General features: G+C 71.6%; 20 protein-coding genes. 15 read left to right on the top strand and 5 right to left on the bottom strand.

Going from position 1 to position 21944, the window contains the following annotated elements:
* Window positions 1–243 precede the first annotated feature (243 nt).
* From BKI49_RS20620 to BKI49_RS20630, 3 genes are all read left to right on the top strand, one after another.
* The gene (locus tag BKI49_RS20620; RefSeq protein ID WP_095935729.1) at window positions 244–1449 is read left to right on the top strand and encodes a sensor histidine kinase; all 1206 of its coding nucleotides are present in this window, start codon (window positions 244–246) and stop codon (window positions 1447–1449) included.
* Between the two features lie 94 nt (window positions 1450–1543).
* Window positions 1544–2215, top strand: a complete 672-nt coding sequence (locus tag BKI49_RS20625) for a response regulator transcription factor (RefSeq protein WP_028799059.1) — start codon at window positions 1544–1546, stop codon at window positions 2213–2215.
* Between the two features lie 57 nt (window positions 2216–2272).
* Complete coding sequence (locus BKI49_RS20630; RefSeq protein ID WP_095935730.1) at window positions 2273–2905, top strand: AAA family ATPase; 633 nt, start codon at window positions 2273–2275, stop codon at window positions 2903–2905.
* A gap of 185 nt (window positions 2906–3090) precedes the next feature.
* On the opposite strand, the gene BKI49_RS20635 is transcribed toward BKI49_RS20630, so the two are convergent.
* Window positions 3091–4197: a DUF5937 family protein gene (locus BKI49_RS20635; protein ID WP_095935731.1), complete on the bottom strand. Its 1107-nt coding sequence runs from the start codon at window positions 4195–4197 to the stop codon at window positions 3091–3093.
* A gap of 156 nt (window positions 4198–4353) precedes the next feature.
* Between BKI49_RS20635 and BKI49_RS20640 the strand changes: the two genes are divergently transcribed.
* Window positions 4354–4572 carry a hypothetical protein gene (locus BKI49_RS20640; RefSeq protein WP_095935732.1) on the top strand — a complete coding sequence of 73 codons (219 nt, stop codon included), beginning with the start codon at window positions 4354–4356 and terminating at the stop codon, window positions 4570–4572.
* Window positions 4573–4765: 193 nt separating this feature from the next.
* On the opposite strand, the gene BKI49_RS20645 is transcribed toward BKI49_RS20640, so the two are convergent.
* Window positions 4766–5983: a threonine aldolase family protein gene (locus tag BKI49_RS20645; protein ID WP_095935733.1), complete on the bottom strand. Its 1218-nt coding sequence runs from the start codon at window positions 5981–5983 to the stop codon at window positions 4766–4768.
* Between the two features lie 172 nt (window positions 5984–6155).
* Here BKI49_RS20645 and BKI49_RS20650 point away from each other — a divergent pair, with 172 nt between their 5' ends.
* The 10 genes from BKI49_RS20650 (at window position 6156) to BKI49_RS20695 (ending at window position 14536) form a co-directional block, all read left to right on the top strand.
* Complete coding sequence (locus BKI49_RS20650; protein WP_095935734.1) at window positions 6156–7103, top strand: Rossmann-like and DUF2520 domain-containing protein; 948 nt, start codon at window positions 6156–6158, stop codon at window positions 7101–7103.
* A gap of 136 nt (window positions 7104–7239) precedes the next feature.
* Window positions 7240–8232: a pantoate--beta-alanine ligase gene (gene panC, locus BKI49_RS20655; protein WP_095935735.1), complete on the top strand. Its 993-nt coding sequence runs from the start codon at window positions 7240–7242 to the stop codon at window positions 8230–8232.
* Complete coding sequence (locus BKI49_RS20660; protein WP_095935736.1) at window positions 8229–9992, top strand: L-aspartate oxidase; 1764 nt, start codon at window positions 8229–8231, stop codon at window positions 9990–9992. Before panC ends, BKI49_RS20660 begins: the two co-directional genes overlap by 4 nt.
* A 5-nt stretch (window positions 9993–9997) precedes the next feature.
* Complete coding sequence (nadC, locus tag BKI49_RS20665) at window positions 9998–10975, top strand: carboxylating nicotinate-nucleotide diphosphorylase (RefSeq protein ID WP_095935737.1); 978 nt, start codon at window positions 9998–10000, stop codon at window positions 10973–10975.
* A gap of 8 nt (window positions 10976–10983) precedes the next feature.
* Complete coding sequence (locus BKI49_RS20670; protein WP_095935738.1) at window positions 10984–11781, top strand: type III pantothenate kinase; 798 nt, start codon at window positions 10984–10986, stop codon at window positions 11779–11781.
* A 193-nt stretch (window positions 11782–11974) separates the two neighbouring features.
* Window positions 11975–12583 carry a hypothetical protein gene (locus tag BKI49_RS20675; RefSeq protein WP_095935739.1) on the top strand — a complete coding sequence of 203 codons (609 nt, stop codon included), beginning with the start codon at window positions 11975–11977 and terminating at the stop codon, window positions 12581–12583.
* Between the two features lie 13 nt (window positions 12584–12596).
* Window positions 12597–12776, top strand: a complete 180-nt coding sequence (locus BKI49_RS20680; protein ID WP_095935740.1) for a hypothetical protein — start codon at window positions 12597–12599, stop codon at window positions 12774–12776.
* Window positions 12777–12951: 175 nt separating this feature from the next.
* Entirely contained in the window at window positions 12952–13392 is a 441-nt protein-coding gene (locus BKI49_RS20685) for a BlaI/MecI/CopY family transcriptional regulator (protein WP_095935741.1), read from the top strand.
* Between the two features lie 9 nt (window positions 13393–13401).
* Window positions 13402–13971, top strand: a complete 570-nt coding sequence (locus BKI49_RS20690) for an amino-acid N-acetyltransferase (protein ID WP_095935742.1) — start codon at window positions 13402–13404, stop codon at window positions 13969–13971.
* Between the two features lie 226 nt (window positions 13972–14197).
* The gene (locus BKI49_RS20695; protein ID WP_095935743.1) at window positions 14198–14536 is read left to right on the top strand and encodes a histone-like nucleoid-structuring protein Lsr2; all 339 of its coding nucleotides are present in this window, start codon (window positions 14198–14200) and stop codon (window positions 14534–14536) included.
* Here BKI49_RS20695 and BKI49_RS20700 read toward each other — a convergent pair.
* Window positions 14515–15213, bottom strand: coding sequence for an SCO3374 family protein (locus tag BKI49_RS20700; protein WP_095935744.1), 699 nt, complete (start codon window positions 15211–15213; stop codon window positions 14515–14517). The genes BKI49_RS20695 and BKI49_RS20700 overlap by 22 nt on opposite strands.
* Window positions 15214–15643: 430 nt before the next feature.
* On the opposite strand from BKI49_RS20700, the gene BKI49_RS20710 reads away from it, so the two are divergent.
* Window positions 15644–18169, top strand: coding sequence for an ATP-dependent Clp protease ATP-binding subunit (locus BKI49_RS20710; protein ID WP_095935746.1), 2526 nt, complete (start codon window positions 15644–15646; stop codon window positions 18167–18169).
* A gap of 105 nt (window positions 18170–18274) precedes the next feature.
* Here the strand turns inward: BKI49_RS20710 and BKI49_RS20715 are convergent, their stop codons facing one another.
* Window positions 18275–21589 (bottom strand): serine protease, encoded by a 3315-nt coding sequence (locus BKI49_RS20715; protein WP_095935747.1) that lies wholly within the window; start codon window positions 21587–21589, stop codon window positions 18275–18277.
* Complete coding sequence (locus tag BKI49_RS20720) at window positions 21589–21939, bottom strand: trypco2 family protein (protein ID WP_095935748.1); 351 nt, start codon at window positions 21937–21939, stop codon at window positions 21589–21591. Before BKI49_RS20720 ends, BKI49_RS20715 begins: the two co-directional genes overlap by 1 nt.
* Window positions 21940–21944: the final 5 nt, after the last annotated feature.

Below are 21944 nucleotides of genomic sequence, written 5' to 3' on the forward strand. Positions count from 1 at the left end.
GGGCCCGGACAGTGGGGTCCGGCCCGGCGGGAAGGCCCGGCGGGAGGCGCCGCGACGGTACGGACACCCGTACCGGCCGACCGGGTCCGGGACCGGACCGCCAGGGGGCTTCAGCCGTCAGGAACCAGGGGGCTTCAGCCGTCAGGAAGGGGTGAGCCTCCACCTTGGGGAGTACGAGCACCGGTTGCGGATCGACCCTCCGGTTGACCCCTGCACACTGCACGCTTCCCTACTCTGGGTTACGTGCAGCGCCTCTATGACTTCCTCCGCAGGCACCCGACATGGGTCGACAGCTTCTGGGCCGTCGTCCTGTTCGGGATCACCTGCGCGAACCTCGTGAGCGTCAACGGGGCACCGGAGCAGCACGGGGCGCCCGCCGTGGCGTTCCCGATCGCCGTGCTCCTGTGCGTCGTCGTCGCGCTGCGCCGCCGCATGCCCGAGAAGATGCTCGTCCTGGCCGCTGTGCTGGGCCTTCTCCAGCTGATCACCGACGTCGAGGTGATGCCCGCCGACTTCGCCATGATGGTGATCATCTTCACCGTCGCGGCGGACGGCGCCCGCTGGGCCTCCCGGTTCGCGCTGACGGGCGGCCTCTGCGCGGGGTTCCTCTCGCAGCTGCGCTGGCCCGCCCAGGAGGCGGGCGGCCTGAACGTCGTCCTCATAGCCGTCTTCCAGACCGTGCCCTTCGCGCTCGCCTGGGTGCTCGGTGACTCCCTGCGCACCCGCCGTGCCTACCTCGCCCAGCTGGAGGAGCGGGCCGCGCGCCTGGAGAAGGAGCGCGAGGCGCAGTCCAAGGTCGCCGTCGCCGCCGAGCGCGCCCGGATCGCACGCGAACTGCACGACGTGGTCGCGCACAACGTCTCGGTGATGGTCGTCCAGGCGGACGGCGCCGCCTACGTCATGGACACCGCGCCGGACCAGGCCAAGAAGGCGCTGGAGACCATCTCCGGGACCGGCCGCCAGGCCCTCGCCGAGATGCGCCGGCTGCTCGGCGTGCTGCGCACCGGCGAGCACCAGGAGAGCGGCGAGTACGTGCCGCAGCCCGACGTCGAACAGCTCGACGACCTCATCGAGCAGTGCCGCACCGCGGGCCTCCCCGTCGACTTCAAGGTCGAGGGGACCCCGCGCCCGCTGCCCAGCGGTGTGGAGCTCACGGCGTACCGGATCGTGCAGGAGGCGCTCACCAACACGCGCAAGCACGGCGGTCCGAACACCGGTGCGAGCGTGCGTCTGGTCTACTTCGACGACGGCCTCGGCCTGCTCGTCGAGGACGACGGCAAGGGCGCGCCCCACGAGCTGTACGAGGAGGGCGGCGCCGACGGCCAGGGTCACGGCCTGATCGGCATGCGCGAACGCGTCGGTATGGTCGGCGGCACCCTGGACGCGGGACCGCGGCCTGGTGGAGGCTTCCGCATCAGCGCGCTGCTGCCGCTGAAACCGGCCCACTGACCACGGCCCACTGACACCTGTAACGACCGTTTCCGACTGTTTCTGGCTGTTCCCAAAGCTTTTCGGCCTTTGGTGGAGAGGGAAGAGGACCCCGATGGCGATCCGAGTCATGCTCGTCGACGACCAGGTGCTGCTGCGCACCGGTTTCCGGATGGTGCTCGCCGCCCAGCCGGACATGGAGGTCGTGGCCGAGGCGGGCGACGGGGTCGAGGCCCTCCAGGTGCTGCGCACCACCGCGGTCGACGTGGTCCTGATGGACGTGCGCATGCCGAAGCTGGACGGCGTCGAGACGACCCGGCGGATCTGTTCCGATCCCAATCCGCCGAAGGTGCTGATCCTGACCACCTTCGACCTCGACGAGTACGCCTTCTCCGGGCTGAAGGCCGGCGCCTCCGGCTTCATGCTCAAGGACGTGCCCCCGGGAGAGCTGCTCACCGCCATCCGGTCCGTGCACAGCGGCGACGCCGTGGTCGCCCCCTCCACCACCAGGCGCCTGCTCGACCGCTTCGCCCCGATGCTGCCCAGCGCGGGCAAGCAGCCGCAGCACAAGGAGCTGGAGCGGCTCACCGACCGTGAGCGCGAGGTCATGGTCCTGGTCGCGCAGGGCCTGTCCAACGGCGAGATCGCGGCCCGCCTCGTGCTGTCCGAGGCGACCGTGAAGACGCACGTCGGGCGCATCCTGACCAAGCTGGGGCTGCGCGACCGGGTGCAGGTGGTCGTGCTCGCCTACGAGACGGGGCTCGTGCGCGCGGGCGGACACGGCTGACCCGGGACGGACCGGGGGCGTGACCCCGGCGTGACCGGCGGCCACTAGGGTCTGCGCATGCTCCTGTGGATCAACGGCCCCTTCGGGGGCGGCAAGACACAGACCGCACACGAGATCCGGCGACGGCTGCCCGGCAGCGTCATCTGCGATCCGGAACACGCCGGTTTCGGCCTGCGCCGCATGCTGCCTCCCGAACTGCGCGGCGATTTCCAGGACTTGGCGTCCTGGCGCGAGGGCGTGGTCGAGGTGCTGGACCTCGCCCTCGCCAAGCACGACGGCGTGGTCATCGCCCCCATGACGGTCACGAACTCCCGCTATTTCGAGGAGACGGTCGGCCGGCTGCGCGAACGGGGCCACGACGTAGGGCACTTCGCGCTGCTCGCCGAGCGCGAGACCGTGCTCCAGCGGCTGCGGGAACGCGGCTTCGGGCACCTCCTGCGGTACGTGGCGGGCAAGGACGCCCCGCTGCGCCGCGAGAGCTGGGCCGTGCAGCAGCTCGACCACTGCCTGGAACGGCTGCGCGAGCCCGAGTTCGCCGAGCACCTGTGGACCGACCACACGACGGTGGCCAAGACCGCGGACCGGATCGCCGTGCTGGCGGGGCTGACGCTCACGCCGAACCGCGACGGGGTGCTGCGGGGGCGGCTGCGCAGGGCGTGGACGGGCGTGCGGCACATCCGGTTCGACTGACCCGAGCGGAACGGCTACTGACCCGAGCGGAACGGCTTCCGACCCGGGTGGAACGGCTTCCCCCTCCCGACGCCGGCCCCGGACAGGCCGGTCGGCGGGCGGGTGCCGTGTGGCGCGCGGAGGTCGGCGTGGGACTCACGGGCCCCGACCGGCCGACCGGGCTTGCGGCGCGTGCCGTGCGGGGGTCAGCGCAGGACGCTCTCCAGGAAGTCGCTGCCCAGCCGGGCCACCACGGTGACGTCCAGCTGGTGCAGCACGTACCGGCCGCGGCGGCGCGTGGAGATCAGGCCCGCCTTCTTGAGCACGCCCAGGTGGCGGGATATCTCGGGCGCCGTCATCCCGTGCACCTGCGCCAGCTCGCCGGTGGTGTACGCGCTGCGGGCCAGATGACGGCAGATCCGCATCCGGACCGGGTGGGACAGCGCGGTCATCCGCCGGGACAGCTCCTCGACGGAAGGCGGCGCGGCGAGCTCGGGCGAGCCGACGGGGTAGTGCAGCACGGGCTGCCAGCCGGGCCGGTGCAGCACCATCAGGTGCGGCCGTCCGAGGCTGGTGGGGACGAGGAGCAGACCGCCGTCCGCCGTGACCGTGTGTCCCTCCGTCAGCTTGTCGACGGTGAGCCGCCCGGCCGCCTCGTCCAGCGACACCGCGGGGGAGACGGAGGTCAGCGCCTCGGCGGGGCCCTTGTGTCGCAGCAGGTCCGTCTTGTGGCGGGCCTCCGCGGCGAGCTGGTGGCGCAACCGGGACCAGGTCTCCGCGAAGAACGCCTCGTCGCAGTCCTGAAGGAACTGCCTCAACCAGGCCCGCACGCGCGGCGGATCCTCCAGGAGGCGCTGTGTGAAGCGGGTCTGCTGCGGTCCGCGCGAGGCGGCCAGGTCCACGGCACGGCGCCGCACCTCGGGATCGGAGAGATAGCCGGGCTCCTGCGAGCCGTACGCCAGCGCGCAGGTGAACTCCAGGGCCGCGTCCACGAACTGCTCGTCCGTCAGCTTGTCCAGCAGGTCCAGGTCGTCGGCGAGGGTCGCGCCCGGCAGGGTGTTCCCGCCGGGGATGCCGGCGAAGGGCAGGAACAGGTCCGAGAACGTCGTCCGCCACAGGAAGTCCGCCTCGCACATCCGGTCGGCGAGATGCGGGTCGAGCCGGGCCGTGACCCCGGTCGCCCAGGCCTGGAGGCCCGGGTGGTGCGCCGGCTCGGCGAGGGCGTGCAGCGCCATCCCGAGCTCGGCCAGCGGGGACGGCACGACGGCGATCCGCTCCCGTCGCAGCCCGGAGATGTCGATGTGCACGCTCATGCCCCCATGGTGCACCCCGCCACCGACAACGCCGCCGTCGATTGACGCCGCCCGTCAATCGGGGCGACATGTGCCGCGAGCGGGCGCAGCCTGGGAGGACACCGGGGCAACCGCGGGCCTTCGGATCCCATCTCCCGTCCCGAGAGGCGATCGGCCGTGAGCATCACCCAGCAGTACCTTCTCGACACCTACCGGTCCCGGCAGCACGGCGAGCCCGTGCCCCCCGCGCCCGGCCGGCACGACCGGCGGCTCGTGCGCGAGCTGCGCGTCCAGCGGCAGTTCCAGGCCGTACTGGCGGGACGCCCGGCCCAGGGGAGGATGCGGGAGGCCATGGTCCGTCTGCTGCACGGGCGCCGCCGTCAGGTCGGCTGCTGACCCCGTGCGGGGGCGCGGGTGCGGCGCCGGCCCGGCCGCGCCCGCCGTACACGTCAGCGCGGCAGCGGGCCCGCGGGCTCGGCCGCGGCCGCCGCGCCTGGTCACTGCGGCAGCGGGCCCGTCGGCTCGGCCGCGCCCGCCGCGCCCGGTCACTGCGGCAGCGGGCCCACCGGCTCGGTGCCCGCCGCACACGTCACCGCGGCAGCCGCTCCACGAGGTCCTTCACGACCGACCTGACGTCCTCGGCCGTCCACTCCAGCCCCGCCGCGTCCACCGTGACCTCGGTAGACGCGAGGCCGGGACCGGCATGCCCCCACCGCTGCCCGAAGAGGCCGGCCCCCGTCTCCTCGACCTGTGCCGTACCCGCCTCCGTGAGGACGTCGGCGTCGTACGGCAGCCAAACCTGGAACTGGTGGGTGTGGGGCTGCTCGGGGTGCACGCGGGCCCAGGGCACCCCGGCCTCCGCGAACCCCTCGCGCAGCGCGGCGGCGACCACGCGCGCGTGCGCCACGTACTCGGGCAGCCGGGGCAGCTCCCGCTCCAGGCCGACGAGCGCGGCCAGGGCCGTCGGGAACTGCTGGAGGACCATGCCGCCGTACCGGTGCCGCCAGGCCTTCGCCTCGTCGACGAGCGTCCGGGGTCCCGCGACGGCCGCCCCGCCCAGGCCGCCGAGCGACTTGTAGAACGACACGTACACGCTGTCCGCGAGGCCCGCGATCTCCTCCAGAGGGCGGCCGAAGTGCGTGGTGCACTCCCACAGCCGGGCCCCGTCGAAGTGGACCACCGCGTCGCGTTCCCGGGCGGCCTCCACCGTCTCGGACAGCTCCTCCCAGGAGGGCAGCACGAAACCGGCGTCCCTGAGGGGCAGTTCCAGCATCAGCGCCCCGAAGGGCTCGTCGAAGTCCCGTATCTCCGCCGCGGTCGGCAGTCGCTGCCCGTCCGTCACCCGGACCGGACGCAAACCGCTGACCTGGCTGAACGCATGCCGCTCGTGGACCTCCGGATGGCTGAGCGCGTGCACCGCCACCGTGGTGTTCCCGGTGCGGCCCGCCCAGCAGCGCAAGGCGACCTGCTGAGCCATCGTGCCGGTGGGGAAGAAGACCGCGGCTTCCTGGCCGAGCAGGTCCGCGACCCGTTCCTCCAGCGTCTCGACGATGCCGTCGCCGTACATGTCGACCGGCCGGTCGAGGTCGTACACGCCCTCGGCGTTCTCCGCCAGCCACGTCAGGCGCTCGCGGACCGTGTCGCGGAAGCTGGGCCGCCACAGCACCCGACGCGCCGCCCGCCACGCGGCCGCCCGCCGTTCCTGCCCCCCGTCCGCCGGCTCCGCGCCGGCCGTCGCTCCCGCCTCCGTGTCCGTGGCCGTCCCGTCCCCGTGTCGTTCCGCCGCCTCTTGCGTCCTGTCGCTCATGACCGGATCATCCCGCGGGCCGACCTGACGAAGCACCCCGATTTCGGCACCTCCGTGACCTGCGGAAACCCACAGGCTGTGGACAAGGAAACAGCCGCTCGGACCAATCGCGTTAACATGACGAGAAATCGTCCGGTACCCCGAGCGGACTGGAACGGAAGGCCGCCGTAGAGTGAGTACATCCCCACAGCAAGATCCCAAGGACCGCCCCGCCAGGCTGACCGTCGGTGTCGTCGGGGCCGGCCGGGTCGGCCCCGCGCTCGCCGCGGCGCTCCAGCTCGCCGGGCACCGGTCGATCGCCGTCTCCGGGGTCTCCGACGCCTCCAGGCGGCGGGCCGCCGAGATGCTGCCCGACGTGCCGCTGGTGTCCCCGGCCCAGGTCCTGGAGCGTGCCGACCTGGTGCTGCTGACCGTCCCCGACGACGCCCTGCCCGGTCTCGTCGAAGGGCTCGCCGAGACCGGAGCCGTCCGGCCCGGCCAGCTGCTCGTCCACACCTCCGGGCGGTACGGCGCGCGCGTGCTGGACCCCGCGCTCCGGGCCGGCGCGCTGCCGCTCGCGCTGCACCCCGCGATGACGTTCACCGGCACCGCCGTGGACGTCCAGCGGCTCGCCGGATGCTCCTTCGGGGTCACCGCGCCCGAGGAGCTGCGGCTGGCCGCCGAGGCCCTGGTGATCGAGATGGGCGGCGAGCCCGAGTGGATCGCCGAGGAGTCCCGGCCGCTGTACCACGCGGCCCTCGCGCTCGGCGCCAACCACCTGGTGACGCTGGTGGCCGAGTCCATGGACCTGCTGCGCGCCGCCGGCGTGGAGGCCCCCGACCGGATGCTCGGTCCGCTGCTCGGCGCCGCCCTGGACAACGCGCTCCGCTCGGGCGACGCCGCCCTCACCGGCCCCGTCGCCCGCGGTGACGCCGGCACCGTCGCGGCGCACGTCTCCGAGCTGCGCAGGCACGCCCCGCAGACCGTCGCGGGCTATCTGGCGATGGCCCGCGCGACCGCCGACCGCGCGCTCGCCCACGGACTGCTCAAGCCGGAGCTCGCCGAGGACCTTCTCGGGGTGCTCGCCGACGGGACCGCCGGAACTGCCGGTCCCGGAAGCGCCGAGGGAGACGCCCGATGAGCGGGGTGCGCGATGCTGCGCCCGTCCGGGCACGGAGCGGGGCCGCGGCCCACGCCCGCCCGGCGAACCCGGCCGCGTCCGGGACCGCGGACGAAGGCCGCCCGACCACGCGCGTGCCGGAGAACGGAGACGCCCGATGACCGCCGCCCTGCTGCGCACCGCCGACGAACTGCACGCACGCACGCGTGCGGGCCGCCGAGCCGTCGTGATGACCATGGGCGCCCTCCACGAGGGGCACGCCACGCTGGTCCGCGCCGCCCGCGAGATCGCCGGGGACCGGGGCGAAGTGGTCGTCACCGTCTTCGTCAACCCGCTCCAGTTCGGCGCGGGGGAGGACCTCGACCGCTACCCGCGCACCCTGGACGCCGATCTGAAGATCGCCGAACTGGCGGGCGCCGACGTCGTCTTCGCACCCTCCGCCGACGAGGTCTACCCGGGCGGCGAGCCCCAGGTCCGTATCAGCGCGGGCCCCATGGGCGAGCGCCTGGAGGGCTCCTCGCGGCCCGGGCACTTCGACGGCATGCTCACCGTCGTCGCCAAGCTGCTGCACCTCACCCGGCCCGACGTGGCGCTGTACGGGCAGAAGGACGCGCAGCAGCTGGCCCTCATCCGCCGCATGGTCCGGGACCTGAACTTCGGCGTGGAGATCGTCGGTGTGCCCACGGTGCGGGAGGAGGACGGGCTCGCCCTCTCCAGCCGCAACCGCTACCTCTCGGCCGAGGAGCGGCGCACCGCGCTCGCCCTGTCGGGCGCCCTGTTCGCGGGCCGCGACCGGCACGCGGCCCAGGAGGCGCTGCGCGCGCGTGCCCGCGAAGTGCCTGCCACGCGCGCGCGTGCCGAGGCCCTGAGCGCCATAGGCGAGTCCCGCGCCGCCGCCGACGCCCACGCCGTGGCGAAGGCCGTCCCCGGCGGTCCCGCGGGCGTCCGCGCGGCGGCCCGGCTCGTCCTCGACGAGGCGGCCCGCACGAAGCCGCCGCTGATTCTCGACTACCTGGCCCTGGTCGACCCGGCCGACTTCACCGAGGTCGGGGACGACTTCACCGGCGAGGCGGTCCTCGCCGTCGCCGCGCGGGTCGGGACGACCCGGCTGATCGACAACATCCCCCTCACCTTCGGAGCCGCCTCGTGACCGGCACAGGCACAGGTACTGGTATACGACTGCACGCGCCCGCCCCCGGCTGGGCCCTCACCGCCGACGTCGTGGTCGTCGGCTCCGGAGTGGCGGGCCTCACCGCGGCCCTGCGCTGCGAGGCGGCGGGGCTGCGGACCGTGGTGGTCACCAAGGCCCGTCTGGACGACGGCTCCACCCGCTGGGCGCAGGGCGGCATCGCCGCGGCCCTCGGCGAGGGCGACACCCCCGAGCAGCACCTCGACGACACGCTGGTGGCGGGCGCGGGCCTGTGCGACGAGGAGGCCGTCCGCATCCTCGTCACCGAGGGCCCCGACGCCGTACGCCGTCTGATCGCGACCGGCGCCCACTTCGACGAGTCCTCCGAGGGCGATCTGGCCCTCACCCGCGAGGGCGGCCACCACCGGCGCCGTATCGCGCACGCGGGCGGCGACGCCACGGGCGCCGAGATCTCCCGTGCCCTGGTCGAGGCGGTCCGCGCGCGTGGTCTGCGCACCGTCGAGAACGCGCTCGTCCTGGACCTCCTCACGGACGCCGACGGCCGCACCGCGGGTGTGACCCTGCACGTGATGGGAGAGGGCCAGCACGACGGCGTGGGGGCCGTGCACGCCCCCGCCGTGGTCCTCGCCACCGGCGGCATGGGACAGGTCTTCTCGGCGACCACCAACCCGTCCGTGTCCACGGGGGACGGTGTCGCGCTCGCCCTGCGTGCCGGGGCCGAGGTCAGTGATCTCGAGTTCGTGCAGTTCCACCCGACAGTGCTCTTCCTCGGCCCGGACGCGGAGGGCCAGCAGCCGCTGGTCTCCGAGGCGGTGCGCGGCGAGGGAGCCCACCTGGTCGACGCCGACGGCGTGCGCTTCATGGTCGGGCAGCACGAGCTCGCCGAGCTGGCGCCCCGGGACATCGTCGCCAAGGGCATCATGCGCCGCATGCAGGAGCGGGACGCCGAGCACATGTTCCTCGACGCCCGGCACTTCGGCGCCGAGATGTGGGAGCACCGCTTCCCGACGATCCTCGCCGCCTGCCGGGCCCATGGCATCGACCCCGTCCACGAGCCGATCCCGATCGCCCCGGCCGCCCACTACGCCTCCGGCGGAGTCCGCACCGACTCCCGGGGCCGCACCACGGTCCCGGGTCTGTACGCGTGCGGAGAGGTCGCCTGCACCGGCGTCCACGGCGCCAACCGGCTCGCCTCCAACTCGCTCCTGGAGGGCCTGGTCTACGCCGAGCGGATCGCCGCCGACATCGCGGGCAGCCGCGCGGAGAACGGCCTGCACGCGCGCGTGCCCCAGCCGGTCCCGCACCCGGAGAAGCCCGCGCACCCGCTGCTGGCGCCCGAGGCACGCTTCGCGATCCAGCGGATCATGGCGGAGGGAGCGGGCGTACTGCGCTCCGCGGAGTCCCTCGCCACCGCCGCCGACCAGCTCCAGCGGCTGCACACCGACGCGCGCGACGCCCTCGACGAGAACGGCAAGACCTCCGAGCCCGGCGTCGACACCTGGGAGGCAACCAACCTCCTGTGCGTGGCACGCGTCCTGGTCGCCGCCGCCCGGCTGCGCGAGGAGACCCGCGGCTGCCACTGGCGGGAGGACCACGCCGACCGGGACGACGCCCAGTGGCGCCGTCACATCGTCGTACGGCTGAATCCCGACCGGACGCTCGCGGCGCACACCACCGACACAGCAGACTTCCCCCCGACCCTCCCAGGGGGGACCCCAGAGCCCCAGCCGGCGCTTCGGCATCGTTCTCAGGAGCAGTGACAGCAGTGAGCACCCCCGACCTTCCCCTCGCCCAGAGCGGCGGCTGCGGCGACGGCTGCGGCTGCGGCGCCGAATCGGACGACGCGTATCTGGAGTGCGGGCTCGACCCCGCGCTCGCCCAGCTCCTCGCCGACGCCGGACTCGACCCCCTGGAGGTCGAGGACGTCGCGAACGTCGCCATCCAGGAGGACCTCGACCACGGCGTGGACGTGACGACCGTCGCGACCATCCCCGAGGACGCCGTCTCCACCGCCGACTTCACCGCCCGGGACGCGGGCGTCGTCGCCGGCCTGCGGGTGGCCGAGGCGGTCATCTCCGTGGTCTGCACCGACGAGTTCGAGGTCGAGCGGCACGTGGAGGACGGCGAGCGCGTCGAGGCCGGCCAGAAGCTGCTGAGCGTCACCACCCGCACCCGTGACCTGCTCACGGCCGAGCGCAGCGCGCTGAACCTCCTGTGCCGCCTGTCCGGCATCGCGACGGCCACGCGCGCGTGGGCGGACGCCCTGGAGGGCACGGGCACCCGGGTCCGCGACACCCGCAAGACGACGCCGGGTCTGCGCTCCCTGGAGAAGTTCGCCGTGCGCTGCGGCGGCGGCGTCAACCACCGCATGTCCCTCTCGGACGCCGCGCTGGTCAAGGACAACCACGTGGTCGCCGCGGGCGGTGTGGCACAGGCCTTCGAGGCCGTGCGGGCGGCCTTCCCCGAGGTCCCGATCGAGGTCGAGGTCGACACGCTGCACCAGCTGCGCGAGGTCGTGGACGCGGGTGCCGACCTCATCCTTCTGGACAACTTCACGCCGGTCGAGTGCGAGGAGGCGGTGGCCATCGTCGACGGCCGGGCGCTGCTCGAGGCCTCCGGTCGGCTCACCCTCGACAACGCCGCGACGTACGCGAAGACGGGCGTCGACTTCCTCGCGGTGGGCGCGCTGACCCACTCCTCCCCGATCCTGGACATCGGCCTCGACCTGCGAGCGGCGGAGTAACCGGGACCATGCTGCTGACCATCGACGTGGGCAACACCCACACCGTCCTCGGCCTCTTCGACGGCGAGGAGATCGTCGAGCACTGGCGCATCTCCACCGACTCGCGCCGCACCGCCGACGAGCTCGCCGTGCTCCTCCAGGGCCTCATGGGCATGCACCCGCTACTCGGCGAGGAGCTCGGCGACGGGATCGACGGCATCGCGATCTGCGCCACGGTCCCGTCCGTGCTCCACGAACTGCGCGAGGTGACCCGCCGCTACTACGGCGACGTGCCGTCCGTCCTGGTCGAGCCGGGTGTGAAGACCGGCGTGCCGATCCTCACGGACAACCCCAAGGAGGTCGGCGCCGACCGCATCATCAACGCCGTTGCGGCCGTCGAGCTGTACGGCGGGCCCGCGATCGTCGTCGACTTCGGCACGGCGACGACGTTCGACGCGGTCAGCGCCCGCGGCGAGTACGTCGGCGGTGTCATCGCGCCCGGCATCGAGATCTCCGTCGACGCGCTCGGGGTCAAGGGCGCGCAGCTGCGGAAGATCGAGGTGGCCCGGCCGCGGGCGGTGATCGGCAAGAACACCGTCGAGGCCATGCAGTCCGGGATCATCTACGGCTTCGCCGGGCAGGTCGACGGGGTCGTCAACCGGATGGCCCGCGAGCTCGCCGACGACCCCGACGACGTCACCGTCATCGCCACGGGCGGGCTGGCCCCCATGGTGCTCGGCGAGTCCTCGGTCATCGACGAGCACGAGCCGTGGCTCACGCTCATCGGGCTGCGCCTGGTGTACGAGCGGAACGTGTCGCGCATCTGAGGGGCCTCGCCGCTCCGGCAGCGCTCCGCACCGTCCCGATCCGTGGGCGGCAGCCCCGTGTCCGTGGGCTGCCGCCCACGGCCGTTCGGCGCCGGTGCGATGCGGACGCGCCGCGATATGCCCGCTATGCGGATTTTGTCTGATTAGCGCGTATCGTCGGCGCATGCCCACGCCATACGGATCCCACGGCGGCATGGCGTTCGGTGCGGAGGAGCTGCGTGTGCTCCGCCGCGCTCTCGCCCTCGCCCTGCAGCCCAGCCCCGCCTCGGCCGAGGACGTCCAGGACTGTCTCCGCCTAGCCGAGTCCGTCGACGAGGCCGCCCGCGAAGGGGCCAGGCTCCGGGCCTTCCTGCTGGCCGACCTAGGCCGCTACCGGGCCGCACTGCCGGGCTCGGTCGCCGGCTACCTCGCCCTCCTGGAGGAGGTGCTCGTGGCCGGCTACCGGCCCGTCCCCGACGACCTCGCGGCGCTGCGGGCGCTGCGCGGCAACCCCGCGGCGGCCGCCCTCCTGGACCGCTGCCGGACTCTCGCCGAACAGGACGTGCGCACCCGCCTCGCGGGCCGCGCCGCCCCGGTGGTCCCGCAGTCCCGCACCCGTCTGCTGGCGCTGCCCGGCGGCCGGGCGGCCGACGAGCCCGCGAAGAAGCCGGCCGAACGGCCCGCCGCCGCGCCGAAGCCGCAGTCCCCGGACAGGTCGCCGCGACCGGGCAGGCCCATCCCCACCCCGGGCGAGGTCTTCCCCCCGAGGCGCAAGCCCACGCCGCCACCGGCGAACCCGCCGCAGCAGCTCGCCGCGGGCTAGCTACTCTGGAGGCATGGACTACGTCTCCGCGCTCGTGCCCCCGGTAGTGATGGCCGTGTTCTTCATCGGGCTGATCGTGACGATCGTGAAGACCCAGGGCGGCGCCAACAAGGCCAAGGAGGACGCCGTCGTCGACGCCGCCCTCGCCCGCGCGGAGAGCGCCCCCCGGCCCGCGAAGGACACCGGGGCCTGACCCGCCCGGCGCGGTCGCGGGCGGTCCCGTATCCGCCCGCAGCACGTCCCACCTGCTCCTCCCGGCCCTCTGTGGCCCGCTCCCGCCCCTTCGGCGGGACGCCAGGGCGTACGACTCATACGTTTTTCGAGTCGTACGCCCTTTTTGTCGCCTATCTCCCACTATTGTGCTGAACGTGCCTCGCCCATTGGGAGAACTCGAAGACGCGGTCATGACGCGGGTGTGGAAGTGGAACCGCCCGGTGACCGTTCGGGAAGTCCTGGAAGACCTTCAACAGGAACGGTCCATCGCGTACACGACGGTGATGACCGTTTTGGACAATCTCCATCAGAAGGGCTGGGTGCGCCGCGAGGCGGAGGGCCGGGCCTATCGATATGAGGCGGTGTCCACCCGAGCCGCCTACGCGGCCGCACTGATGAACGACGCGTGGTCGCAGAGCGACAACCCGGCGGCCGCTCTCGTCGCCTTCTTCGGCATGATGTCGGCGGAACAGCGCGAAGCCCTGCGGGACGCCGTGCGTATGGTCCAGGGGCCGGAAACCCCCGCCGCGCAGAACCCGCCGGAGGGTCCTGCGGACGAGAGCCCCGCCGCCCCCGAGGGCGACGACGGGCGATAGCGTCCGTTCATGCCAGCAGAGCATCCCGCAGAGCATCAGGCAGGGGTTTCGGCGGAGCGTCCGGAAGCCGCAGCAAAAGCCGTCACCGTCCGGCGGGCCAGGACCAGCGATGTCACGGCCGTACGACGCCTCCTGGACCAGAACGTCCGGCGCCGCATCCTGCTCGACAAAGCGACCGTGACGCTTTACGAGGACATCCAGGAGTTCTGGGTCGCGGAACGCGACGACAACGCCGAGGTGGTCGGCTGCGGTGCGCTGCACGTCATGTGGGAAGACCTCGCGGAAGTCCGCACTCTCGCGGTGAACCCGGCGGTCAAGGGCCTCGGGGTCGGACATCAGTTGCTGGAGAAGTTGCTGCAGACCGCGCGCTGGCTCGGCGTTCGACGCGTTTTCTGTCTGACCTTCGAAGTCGACTTCTTCGCGAAGCACGGCTTCGTGGAGATCGGGGAGACACCCGTCGACACCGATGTGTACGCGGAGCTCCTTCGTTCCTATGACGAGGGTGTCGCGGAGTTCCTCGGTCTCGAACGAGTGAAACCGAACACCTTGGGCAACAGTCGGATGCTTCTGCATCTGTGATCGCCCGCCGGTATTCCGGCGGAGTGCGCTGCCCAGGTTCCCTATGTCCGAAACGCGCATCTTTCCGGGCCGTCGGACCGCTGTGAGTCTCCTCCAGGGGTTTGTGTTTTTCCAGCAAAAGCGGTTTGCTTTCCGACGTACTGCAGTACTGCATATAACAGGGGACGGCGAAACGGGTGGACGCCGCAGACCCCCGGCCCTGAAGTTATCGATGAAAGGAAATCCGGTGGCACAGAAGGTTCAGGTCCTTCTTGTCGACGACCTCGACGGTGGCGAGGCGGACGAGACCGTGACGTTCGCGCTGGACGGCAAGACGTACGAAATCGATCTCACGACCGCCAATGCGGACAAGCTCCGTGGCCTTCTCGACGCCTACGTGAAGGGTGGCCGTCGCACCGGAGGCCGCGCTTCTGGAGGCCGCGGAAAGGCTCGCGTCGCTTCCGGTGGTGGCAGCCAGGACACCGCGCAGATCCGTGCTTGGGCGAAGGAGAACGGCTACGAGGTCAATGACCGTGGCCGAGTTCCCGCGTCCATTCGCGAGGCCTACGAGAAGGCCAACGGCTGAGCGCACGCGCGCAGCCTCACGCGATGGCAGTGTGTCGCCATCGTGTCCACGAGTCGTACGAGATCGGGGGCGCCCCCACCGCCCCCTCCGACCGCTCGGCCGCCCAGGGCCGACAGTGTCGGCAGTGTCGGCTCGACCTCGCAGCCGGGCTCCGGGGGCCGCAGCCAGACGGCGGCCCTTCGTGAGCCCAGGCGTGTTCGCGCCCCCGGCGCGGACCGTGTGACGGCCCCGGCCGTCCGCTCCTCCGCCGGCGCCGCGGACGCCCCGGTGCCGTGCCCGGGCGGCGGCCCGGCCGTGCAGCCGGCGGGCGGCCCGTCGGCGCCCCATGGAGGCGTCGGGGCCTCGATGCTTCCGCCCACACCGATGGCCGTCAGGTCCAGCGGCAGATCCCCCCACTCCAGCCAGTCGAGCAGGCCGGGCAGCTCGTCAGCGCTGCCCGCGGCCGCCAGCAGCAGCATCCGCCCGCCGCGCAGGGCCACCGGAGACGTGGGACCCAGATGCCGCAGCGCCGCGTACCCCGCCTCCGCCGGGACCTCCAGGACGTCGAACCGCAGCCCGGTGACGAGCCGCAGCGGTGGACCGGGCACTGCCGTCCACCCCAGTTCGTTCTCGTACCAGTGCCGTACCGGATCGTCCGGGCCGAGCGGCCGGCGAGGGAGAGGGACGGTGGGGACCATGCCAGGAGCAACCGCCGGAAGCCACCCCAGGTTACGCTGTGTATTCCTGTGAATGCGCAGAGTGCCGGTTCAGGGGGCGTGCGAGGCCGGTCGGCGGCGCAAGGATGTTCGCCCATAGCGGAGGGAACCGGTGCGCGCGGCATGGAGTGTCAGTGCGTGCGGGTAAGACATCCCTAGTGGGAGGGGCGACACGCATGGCTCGGGCATCTCACGTTCGCCATCGGCGTACAGCTGGAGAGGGTATCTGCCTGGCCTGCGGGAACATCGTCTCGCACCATCGGGTTGGAGCATATGTCGGCGTTCGGGGTCAGGAGGCCAAGGACGGTGTCGGCAGTTGGAATGAGCGGTCCCCGCTTGCGGGACTAAGCTGCGGAAGGACAGGGAGGGGAGCGTCCCCTTACTGCCTGACCGCTCTGAGGAGCGATTAACGATGTTCGAGAGGTTCACCGACCGCGCGCGGCGGGTTGTCGTCCTGGCTCAGGAAGAAGCCCGGATGCTCAACCACAACTACATCGGCACCGAGCACATCCTCCTGGGCCTGATCCACGAGGGTGAAGGTGTCGCCGCAAAGGCCCTGGAGAGCCTCGGCATTTCGCTTGAGGCGGTCCGCCAGCAGGTGGAGGAGATCATCGGTCAGGGCCAGCAGGCTCCGTCCGGTCACATCCCCTTCACCCCCCGTGCCAAGAAGGTCCTGGAGCTGTCGCTCCGCGAGGCCCTTCAGCTGGGCCACAACTACATCGGCACGGAGCACATCCTGCTCGGCCTGATCCGTGAGGGCGAGGGCGTCGCCGCCCAGGTCCTGGTCAAGCTGGGCGCAGACCTCAACCGGGTGCGGCAGCAGGTCATCCAGCTGCTCTCCGGATACCAGGGCAAGGAGACCGCCGCGGCCGGCGGTCCTGCCGAGGGCACCCCCTCCACGTCCCTGGTCCTCGACCAGTTCGGCCGGAATCTCACCCAGGCCGCTCGCGAGTCCAAGCTCGACCCGGTCATCGGGCGCGAGAAGGAGATCGAGCGGGTCATGCAGGTGCTGTCCCGCCGCACCAAGAACAACCCGGTCCTCATCGGTGAGCCCGGCGTCGGCAAGACCGCCGTCGTCGAGGGCCTCGCCCAGGCCATCGTCAAGGGCGAGGTGCCCGAGACCCTCAAGGACAAGCACCTCTACACCCTGGACCTCGGTGCGCTGGTTGCCGGCTCCCGCTACCGCGGTGACTTCGAGGAGCGCCTGAAGAAGGTGCTCAAGGAGATCCGCACCCGCGGCGACATCATCCTGTTCATCGACGAGCTCCACACGCTGGTCGGTGCGGGTGCCGCCGAGGGCGCCATCGACGCCGCTTCGATCCTGAAGCCGATGCTGGCGCGCGGTGAACTCCAGACCATCGGTGCGACCACGCTCGACGAGTACCGCAAGCACCTGGAGAAGGACGCGGCCCTGGAGCGCCGCTTCCAGCCCATCCAGGTCGCGGAGCCGTCCCTGCCGCACACCATCGAGATCCTCAAGGGTCTGCGCGACCGGTACGAGGCGCACCACCGCGTCTCCATCACCGACGAGGCACTGGTGCAGGCCGCCACCCTGGCCGACCGGTACATCTCGGACCGCTTCCTGCCGGACAAGGCGATCGACCTGATCGACGAGGCCGGTTCCCGGATGCGCATCCGCCGGATGACCGCGCCGCCGGACCTCCGCGAGTTCGACGAGAAGATCGCCGGCGTCCGCCGCGACAAGGAGTCCGCGATCGACTCGCAGGACTTCGAGAAGGCCGCGTCCCTGCGCGACAAGGAGAAGCAGCTCCTGGCCGCCAAGGCCAAGCGGGAGAAGGAGTGGAAGGCCGGCGACATGGACGTCGTCGCCGAGGTCGACGGCGAGCTGATCGCCGAGGTCCTCGCGACCGCCACCGGCATCCCGGTCTTCAAGCTGACCGAGGAGGAGTCCTCGCGTCTGCTCCGCATGGAGGACGAGCTCCACAAGCGGGTCATCGGGCAGAAGGACGCCATCAAGGCGCTCTCGCAGGCGATCCGTCGTACGCGAGCGGGTCTGAAGGACCCGAAGCGTCCCGGTGGTTCGTTCATCTTCGCGGGCCCGTCGGGTGTCGGTAAGACCGAGCTCTCGAAGACCCTCGCCGAGTTCCTCTTCGGTGACGAGGACGCGCTGATCTCCCTCGACATGTCGGAGTTCAGCGAGAAGCACACGGTGTCGCGTCTCTTCGGTTCGCCCCCCGGATACGTGGGCTACGAAGAGGGCGGCCAGCTGACCGAGAAGGTCCGTCGCAAGCCGTTCTCCGTCGTCCTGTTCGACGAGGTGGAGAAGGCCCACCCGGACATCTTCAACTCGCTGCTGCAGATCCTGGAGGACGGTCGTCTGACCGACTCCCAGGGCCGGGTCGTGGACTTCAAGAACACGGTCATCATCATGACGACCAACCTCGGCACCCGGGACATCTCCAAGGGCTTCAACCTCGGCTTCGCAGCCGCGGGTGACGTCAAGACCGGCTACGAGCGCATGAAGGCCAAGGTCAACGACGAGCTGAAGCAGCACTTCCGCCCGGAGTTCCTGAACCGTGTCGACGACACGGTGGTCTTCCACCAGCTCACCGAGGAAGACATCATCCAGATCGTCGACCTCATGATCGCCAAGGTGGACGAGCGGCTGAAGGACCGGGACATGGGCATCGAGCTCAGCCCGACCGCCAAGTCGCTCCTCGCGAAGAAGGGGTACGACCCCGTCCTGGGCGCCCGGCCGCTGCGCCGGACCATCCAGCGCGAGATCGAGGACGTCCTCTCCGAGAAGATCCTCTTCGGGGAGCTGCGTCCCGGCCACATCGTGGTCGTCGACACGGAGGGCGAGGGCGACGCCAAGACCTTCACCTTCCGGGGTGAGGAGAAGTCCGCGCTCCCCGACGTCCCGCCGATCGAGCAGGCGGCCGGCGGTGCCGGACCGAACCTGAGCAAGGACGCGTGACACCGCGCCCGCGCGGAGCATGACAGCGACGCCCGACCGGGCGTCACCAGGGTGGCCCCCCGGAACCACGGTTCCGGGGGGCCACCCTTTTGTGCGAGAAGGGCCCTAGAACTCTCCGGGCCTCAGCACGCGCCCATTGGCCTCGATCACCAGCCCGGGGTGATGCCCCAGCGGGGACAGGTCGAGCGGAGCGTTCCGCGGGTAGTGGAGGGTGAGGCGGACGAGCGAGGGAAATACCCGGGCGAGATCCACCGCGGAACCGCCGCGGCCCACCGATCTCAGCGTCAGACTTCGAATTCCGGGCAAGGGGTCGAGTTCGCGCGGTTTGCGGGGAAGCAACTCAAGACCTTCGATACTGGGCGGCTCGATCTGCCGCGGCAGGTACAGAGAAGGCAGCGAGAAGTCCAGGCTGTGCAGTGAAGGAGCCCTCGACGCCGCGAGCAGCAGTGAGTGCGCGTCACAGTCGCCCTGCACGACGAGTTCCTCCAGCAAAGGCCACTGACCGAGTTCGTTGATCACTATCGGTATCTGACTGGCGACGCGCAGATTCCGTACGTTCGGATGTCCGGCGGGCAATGGGATATCGCTGTCGAGAAGACTTCCCACCAAGGACAGGGACGTGAGCCGGTCGAGGCGCTGGACGGAAGCCAGATCCGCCTTCCGCACTTCGTGGAGTTCCAGACCCAGTGAGGTGAGCGCCAGTCCTTCCAGCGCGGACAGGTCCCGTACCCGCGGGCAGGCGGTGAGCCGCAGGGAAGTCAGCCCGGACAACTGCCGTGCGAAGGAGAGGGAGACCAGGCGAGGATTGTCGACCACTTCGATTTCCCGGATGCCTTCGTGCGGCAGGAACGCGCGGAGTTCTCCGTCGTCGAGCGGTGTGTCCACGACCAGCCGGCCGATGGGCCCGCAGTGACGCAGCGCCGCCGTCATGCCGTTGTCGACGACGATGACCTGGTCGTCCGCCAGGTCCATGTGGGCGAGGACCTCACGGGCGTAGTCGTCCGCCGGATAGCGCGGCCACGCCGTGGTGAGGACGGCGCGGACCTCCGGGGAGGGGTGCGGGGCGAACCGCCGCAGCAGGGGCATCGACGCGGGGCCCCCGATGTCGCGGACCAACTGCACCACCGTTTCGGCCTGTTCGGCGCTCAGTTCCTCGGGGCCGGGCACGAGCGGCAGTACGTACGCGCCGAGGGATGTCAGCTTGGCGGCCAGGGTGGCGTCGGCCGGCGGGATCAGCGCCCGGACGCGGTCGGCGATCTGTTCCCGCACCTCCTCGTCCAGTACCACCGCGCTGATCGCGCACCGGGCCGCCAGGACGTGGATGTCGCCGCGGGTCCTGCCGTCCTCGGCCTGGTCGCCCCGTTCCACCAACCCCTCGACCAGACGCCGGACTTCACCGCGATGGCAGTGGCCGACGGCCAGCAGGACGATGTCCTGCCACTGTTCGTCGGCCGCGTGCTGCAGCAGCTCGCCCAGGCCGTCGCTCTCCTGGAGCTCCTTCGCCGCGAGGTAGTCCTGGAAGGTGCGGTGGATGAACTGGACGACCTTCTCGTTGCGTTCCTGGAGGAGGCCGCTGCGGTTGAGCAGGTGGACGAGTACGTCCTGCGGGGTGCCCTGGTCGCGGACCTGGGGCATGCCGCGCATCGCGAGCTCGATCTGCCGTGCCGCCTGGGCGTGGGTGAACTCGACGTGCCCGCTGCGCGCGAGCCACGCCGCGATGGTCTGGAGGAGCTGCTGGTGCTCCTCGACGCCCAGGCTGATGCCCTCCGGCGCACCCACCCTGCGCAGGGTGTCCCGGCCACCGAGGAGCATGGTCAGGGCGGCGTTGTAGAGGGACCAGCGGGATTCGGGCAGGAACCCCCTGCGGCGGCGGTGCAGCGCACAGACGACTCCGGCCAGCAGCGGGGTGCGGGCCAGTGAGCGCAGCGTCGTGTTGTGCCGCAACTCCCGTTCCAGGGTCTGTTCCAGGGTGCGCAGGTTCTCGTCCTCGGCGGCGGCCCGGTGGGCGTCGCGGAAGCCCGCGCATTCGAGGCGGGCCGCGTTGTGCCAGGCCTTGGAGAAGGCCAGGATGTCGTCGTCCCGCATGGGCAGCAGGCGGAGTTCCTCGAAGTGCTCCGAGGCCAGCCAGTCGCTGGCGACGGCGAGGGGCCGCACGGTGACCAGGCAGCGGTTGTGCGGGTGCATGCGCAGCAAGTCGGTGAGCCGGCGCCGTGCCGCGTCCCGTTCGGCCGGCGGCACCTCGTCGATGCCGTCGACCAGGATGAGGGCGCGGCCGGCCTCCAGCACGCGGCGCGCCCATCCCTCGGGGGCGCCGTCGAGGGGGAGTTCGGCGACCGAGGGAAGCTGCTGGGGCGAGGGGAAGGCCATGCCGAGGGTGGGCAGGCTCCGCATGGGGACGACGAAGGGCACCAGGTCGTTCAGTTCGGCGAGTTCGTGGCCGAGTGCCCCGCAGGCCGCGTGGGAGGCGAGCCACCACACCAGGGTGGTCTTGCCGGCTCCGGCCTCGCCGCGCAGCAGGGTCTTCGGGCGGTCGGCGAGCAGGTCGTTCACCCGGCGCGGCACGGCGACGGAGCCCTGCGCGGGTACGGGACCGGAGGGGCGTGCGGTGGGGACGGCCTCCAGGCTCAGATAGGCGGTGTCGAGGTCCCAGGTGGTCTCGGTGGTGCCGAGTTCGTCGATCCCGAAGATCTCGATCTTGCGGTAGCGGGTCCGCAGGGCGCGTGCGTAGTGCCGCTCGAACTCCTCGTCCCGGAGGTGGAATCCCGACACCGGCTCCAGGACGGGCGGCACATGGCCGGGTTCGGCGCCCATCACATGGCGGGGGAAGTCCGGCGCCTCCAGGATGCGTGACACGGGTACGGCCTCGACGCGGCGGTGGTCCCGGCCGTCCGGGACCTCCGTCACCACGCCGATGAGGACGGCCCCGGCGAACACAGGCGCTCCGGACAGTCCGGCGAGCGGTGACTCCCCGCGCCGGGGCGGGGCGACCGGCGGCCTGTCGAACTCGCACACCAGCGTCGACCGGATCCGCCCCGCCATGGGGAGCACGGTCCCGGTCAGCTGGTCGAACTCCAGGTGCTGTTCGGGCCCGTACCGTCCCACGGCGGGGAAGCCGACGGTCTGGCAGCCGGGCAGTGGGTCCGTGGTGTCGAGGACACCCCAGCGCAGCCGGGCGAGCGCCCACTTCTCCGGGGCGACCAGTTCCTCGCCGGTGAGCAGCAGCGCGACGTCGCTCTCCTCATCCCGCCAGATCGTCCGGCCCGGGATCGGCCGCTCGCTGTCCGGATGGACCGTGCGGATCCATTCCTTGTCGCGCAGGACGTGCGCACTGGTCAGCACGAGGCGCGGGGACAGCATCACGCCGCTGCCCTGCGAGCCCGCCAGGACCACCACGGTCCGTTCGGCCGCCGAGCGCAGCATCACGGTGCCGTGGAGGAGCCGCGGCCGAAGGCGTCGACACTTCCCTCGGTCTCGTTGCTCACCTTCAGCGGCGCGCCGGTACGGGCGTCCTGGGCCCGCAGGGTGAAGGACACCTTGTGCGTACGGCTGCCGGCGCGGGTGCCGTCGATGTTCGCGTCCACCACCCAGGCGCGCACCTTGGCGCCGGCCTTCACCTCCTTGCGCAGTTCGACGGTGAACTCCATCTGGATGTCGCCCAGTTCGAAGACGATGTCCTGCCCGGCCGCGTTGCGCGACGCGAGCAGCAGCTCGTCGCGGATGCTCCGCACGGCGTCGGACAGTCCGATGCGCGTCTCGTCGGGGTTGCTCATGGTCT

The sequence above is a fragment of the Streptomyces sp. Tue6028 genome (assembly GCF_002300165.1).
GTDB lineage: Bacteria > Actinomycetota > Actinomycetes > Streptomycetales > Streptomycetaceae > Streptomyces > Streptomyces siamensis.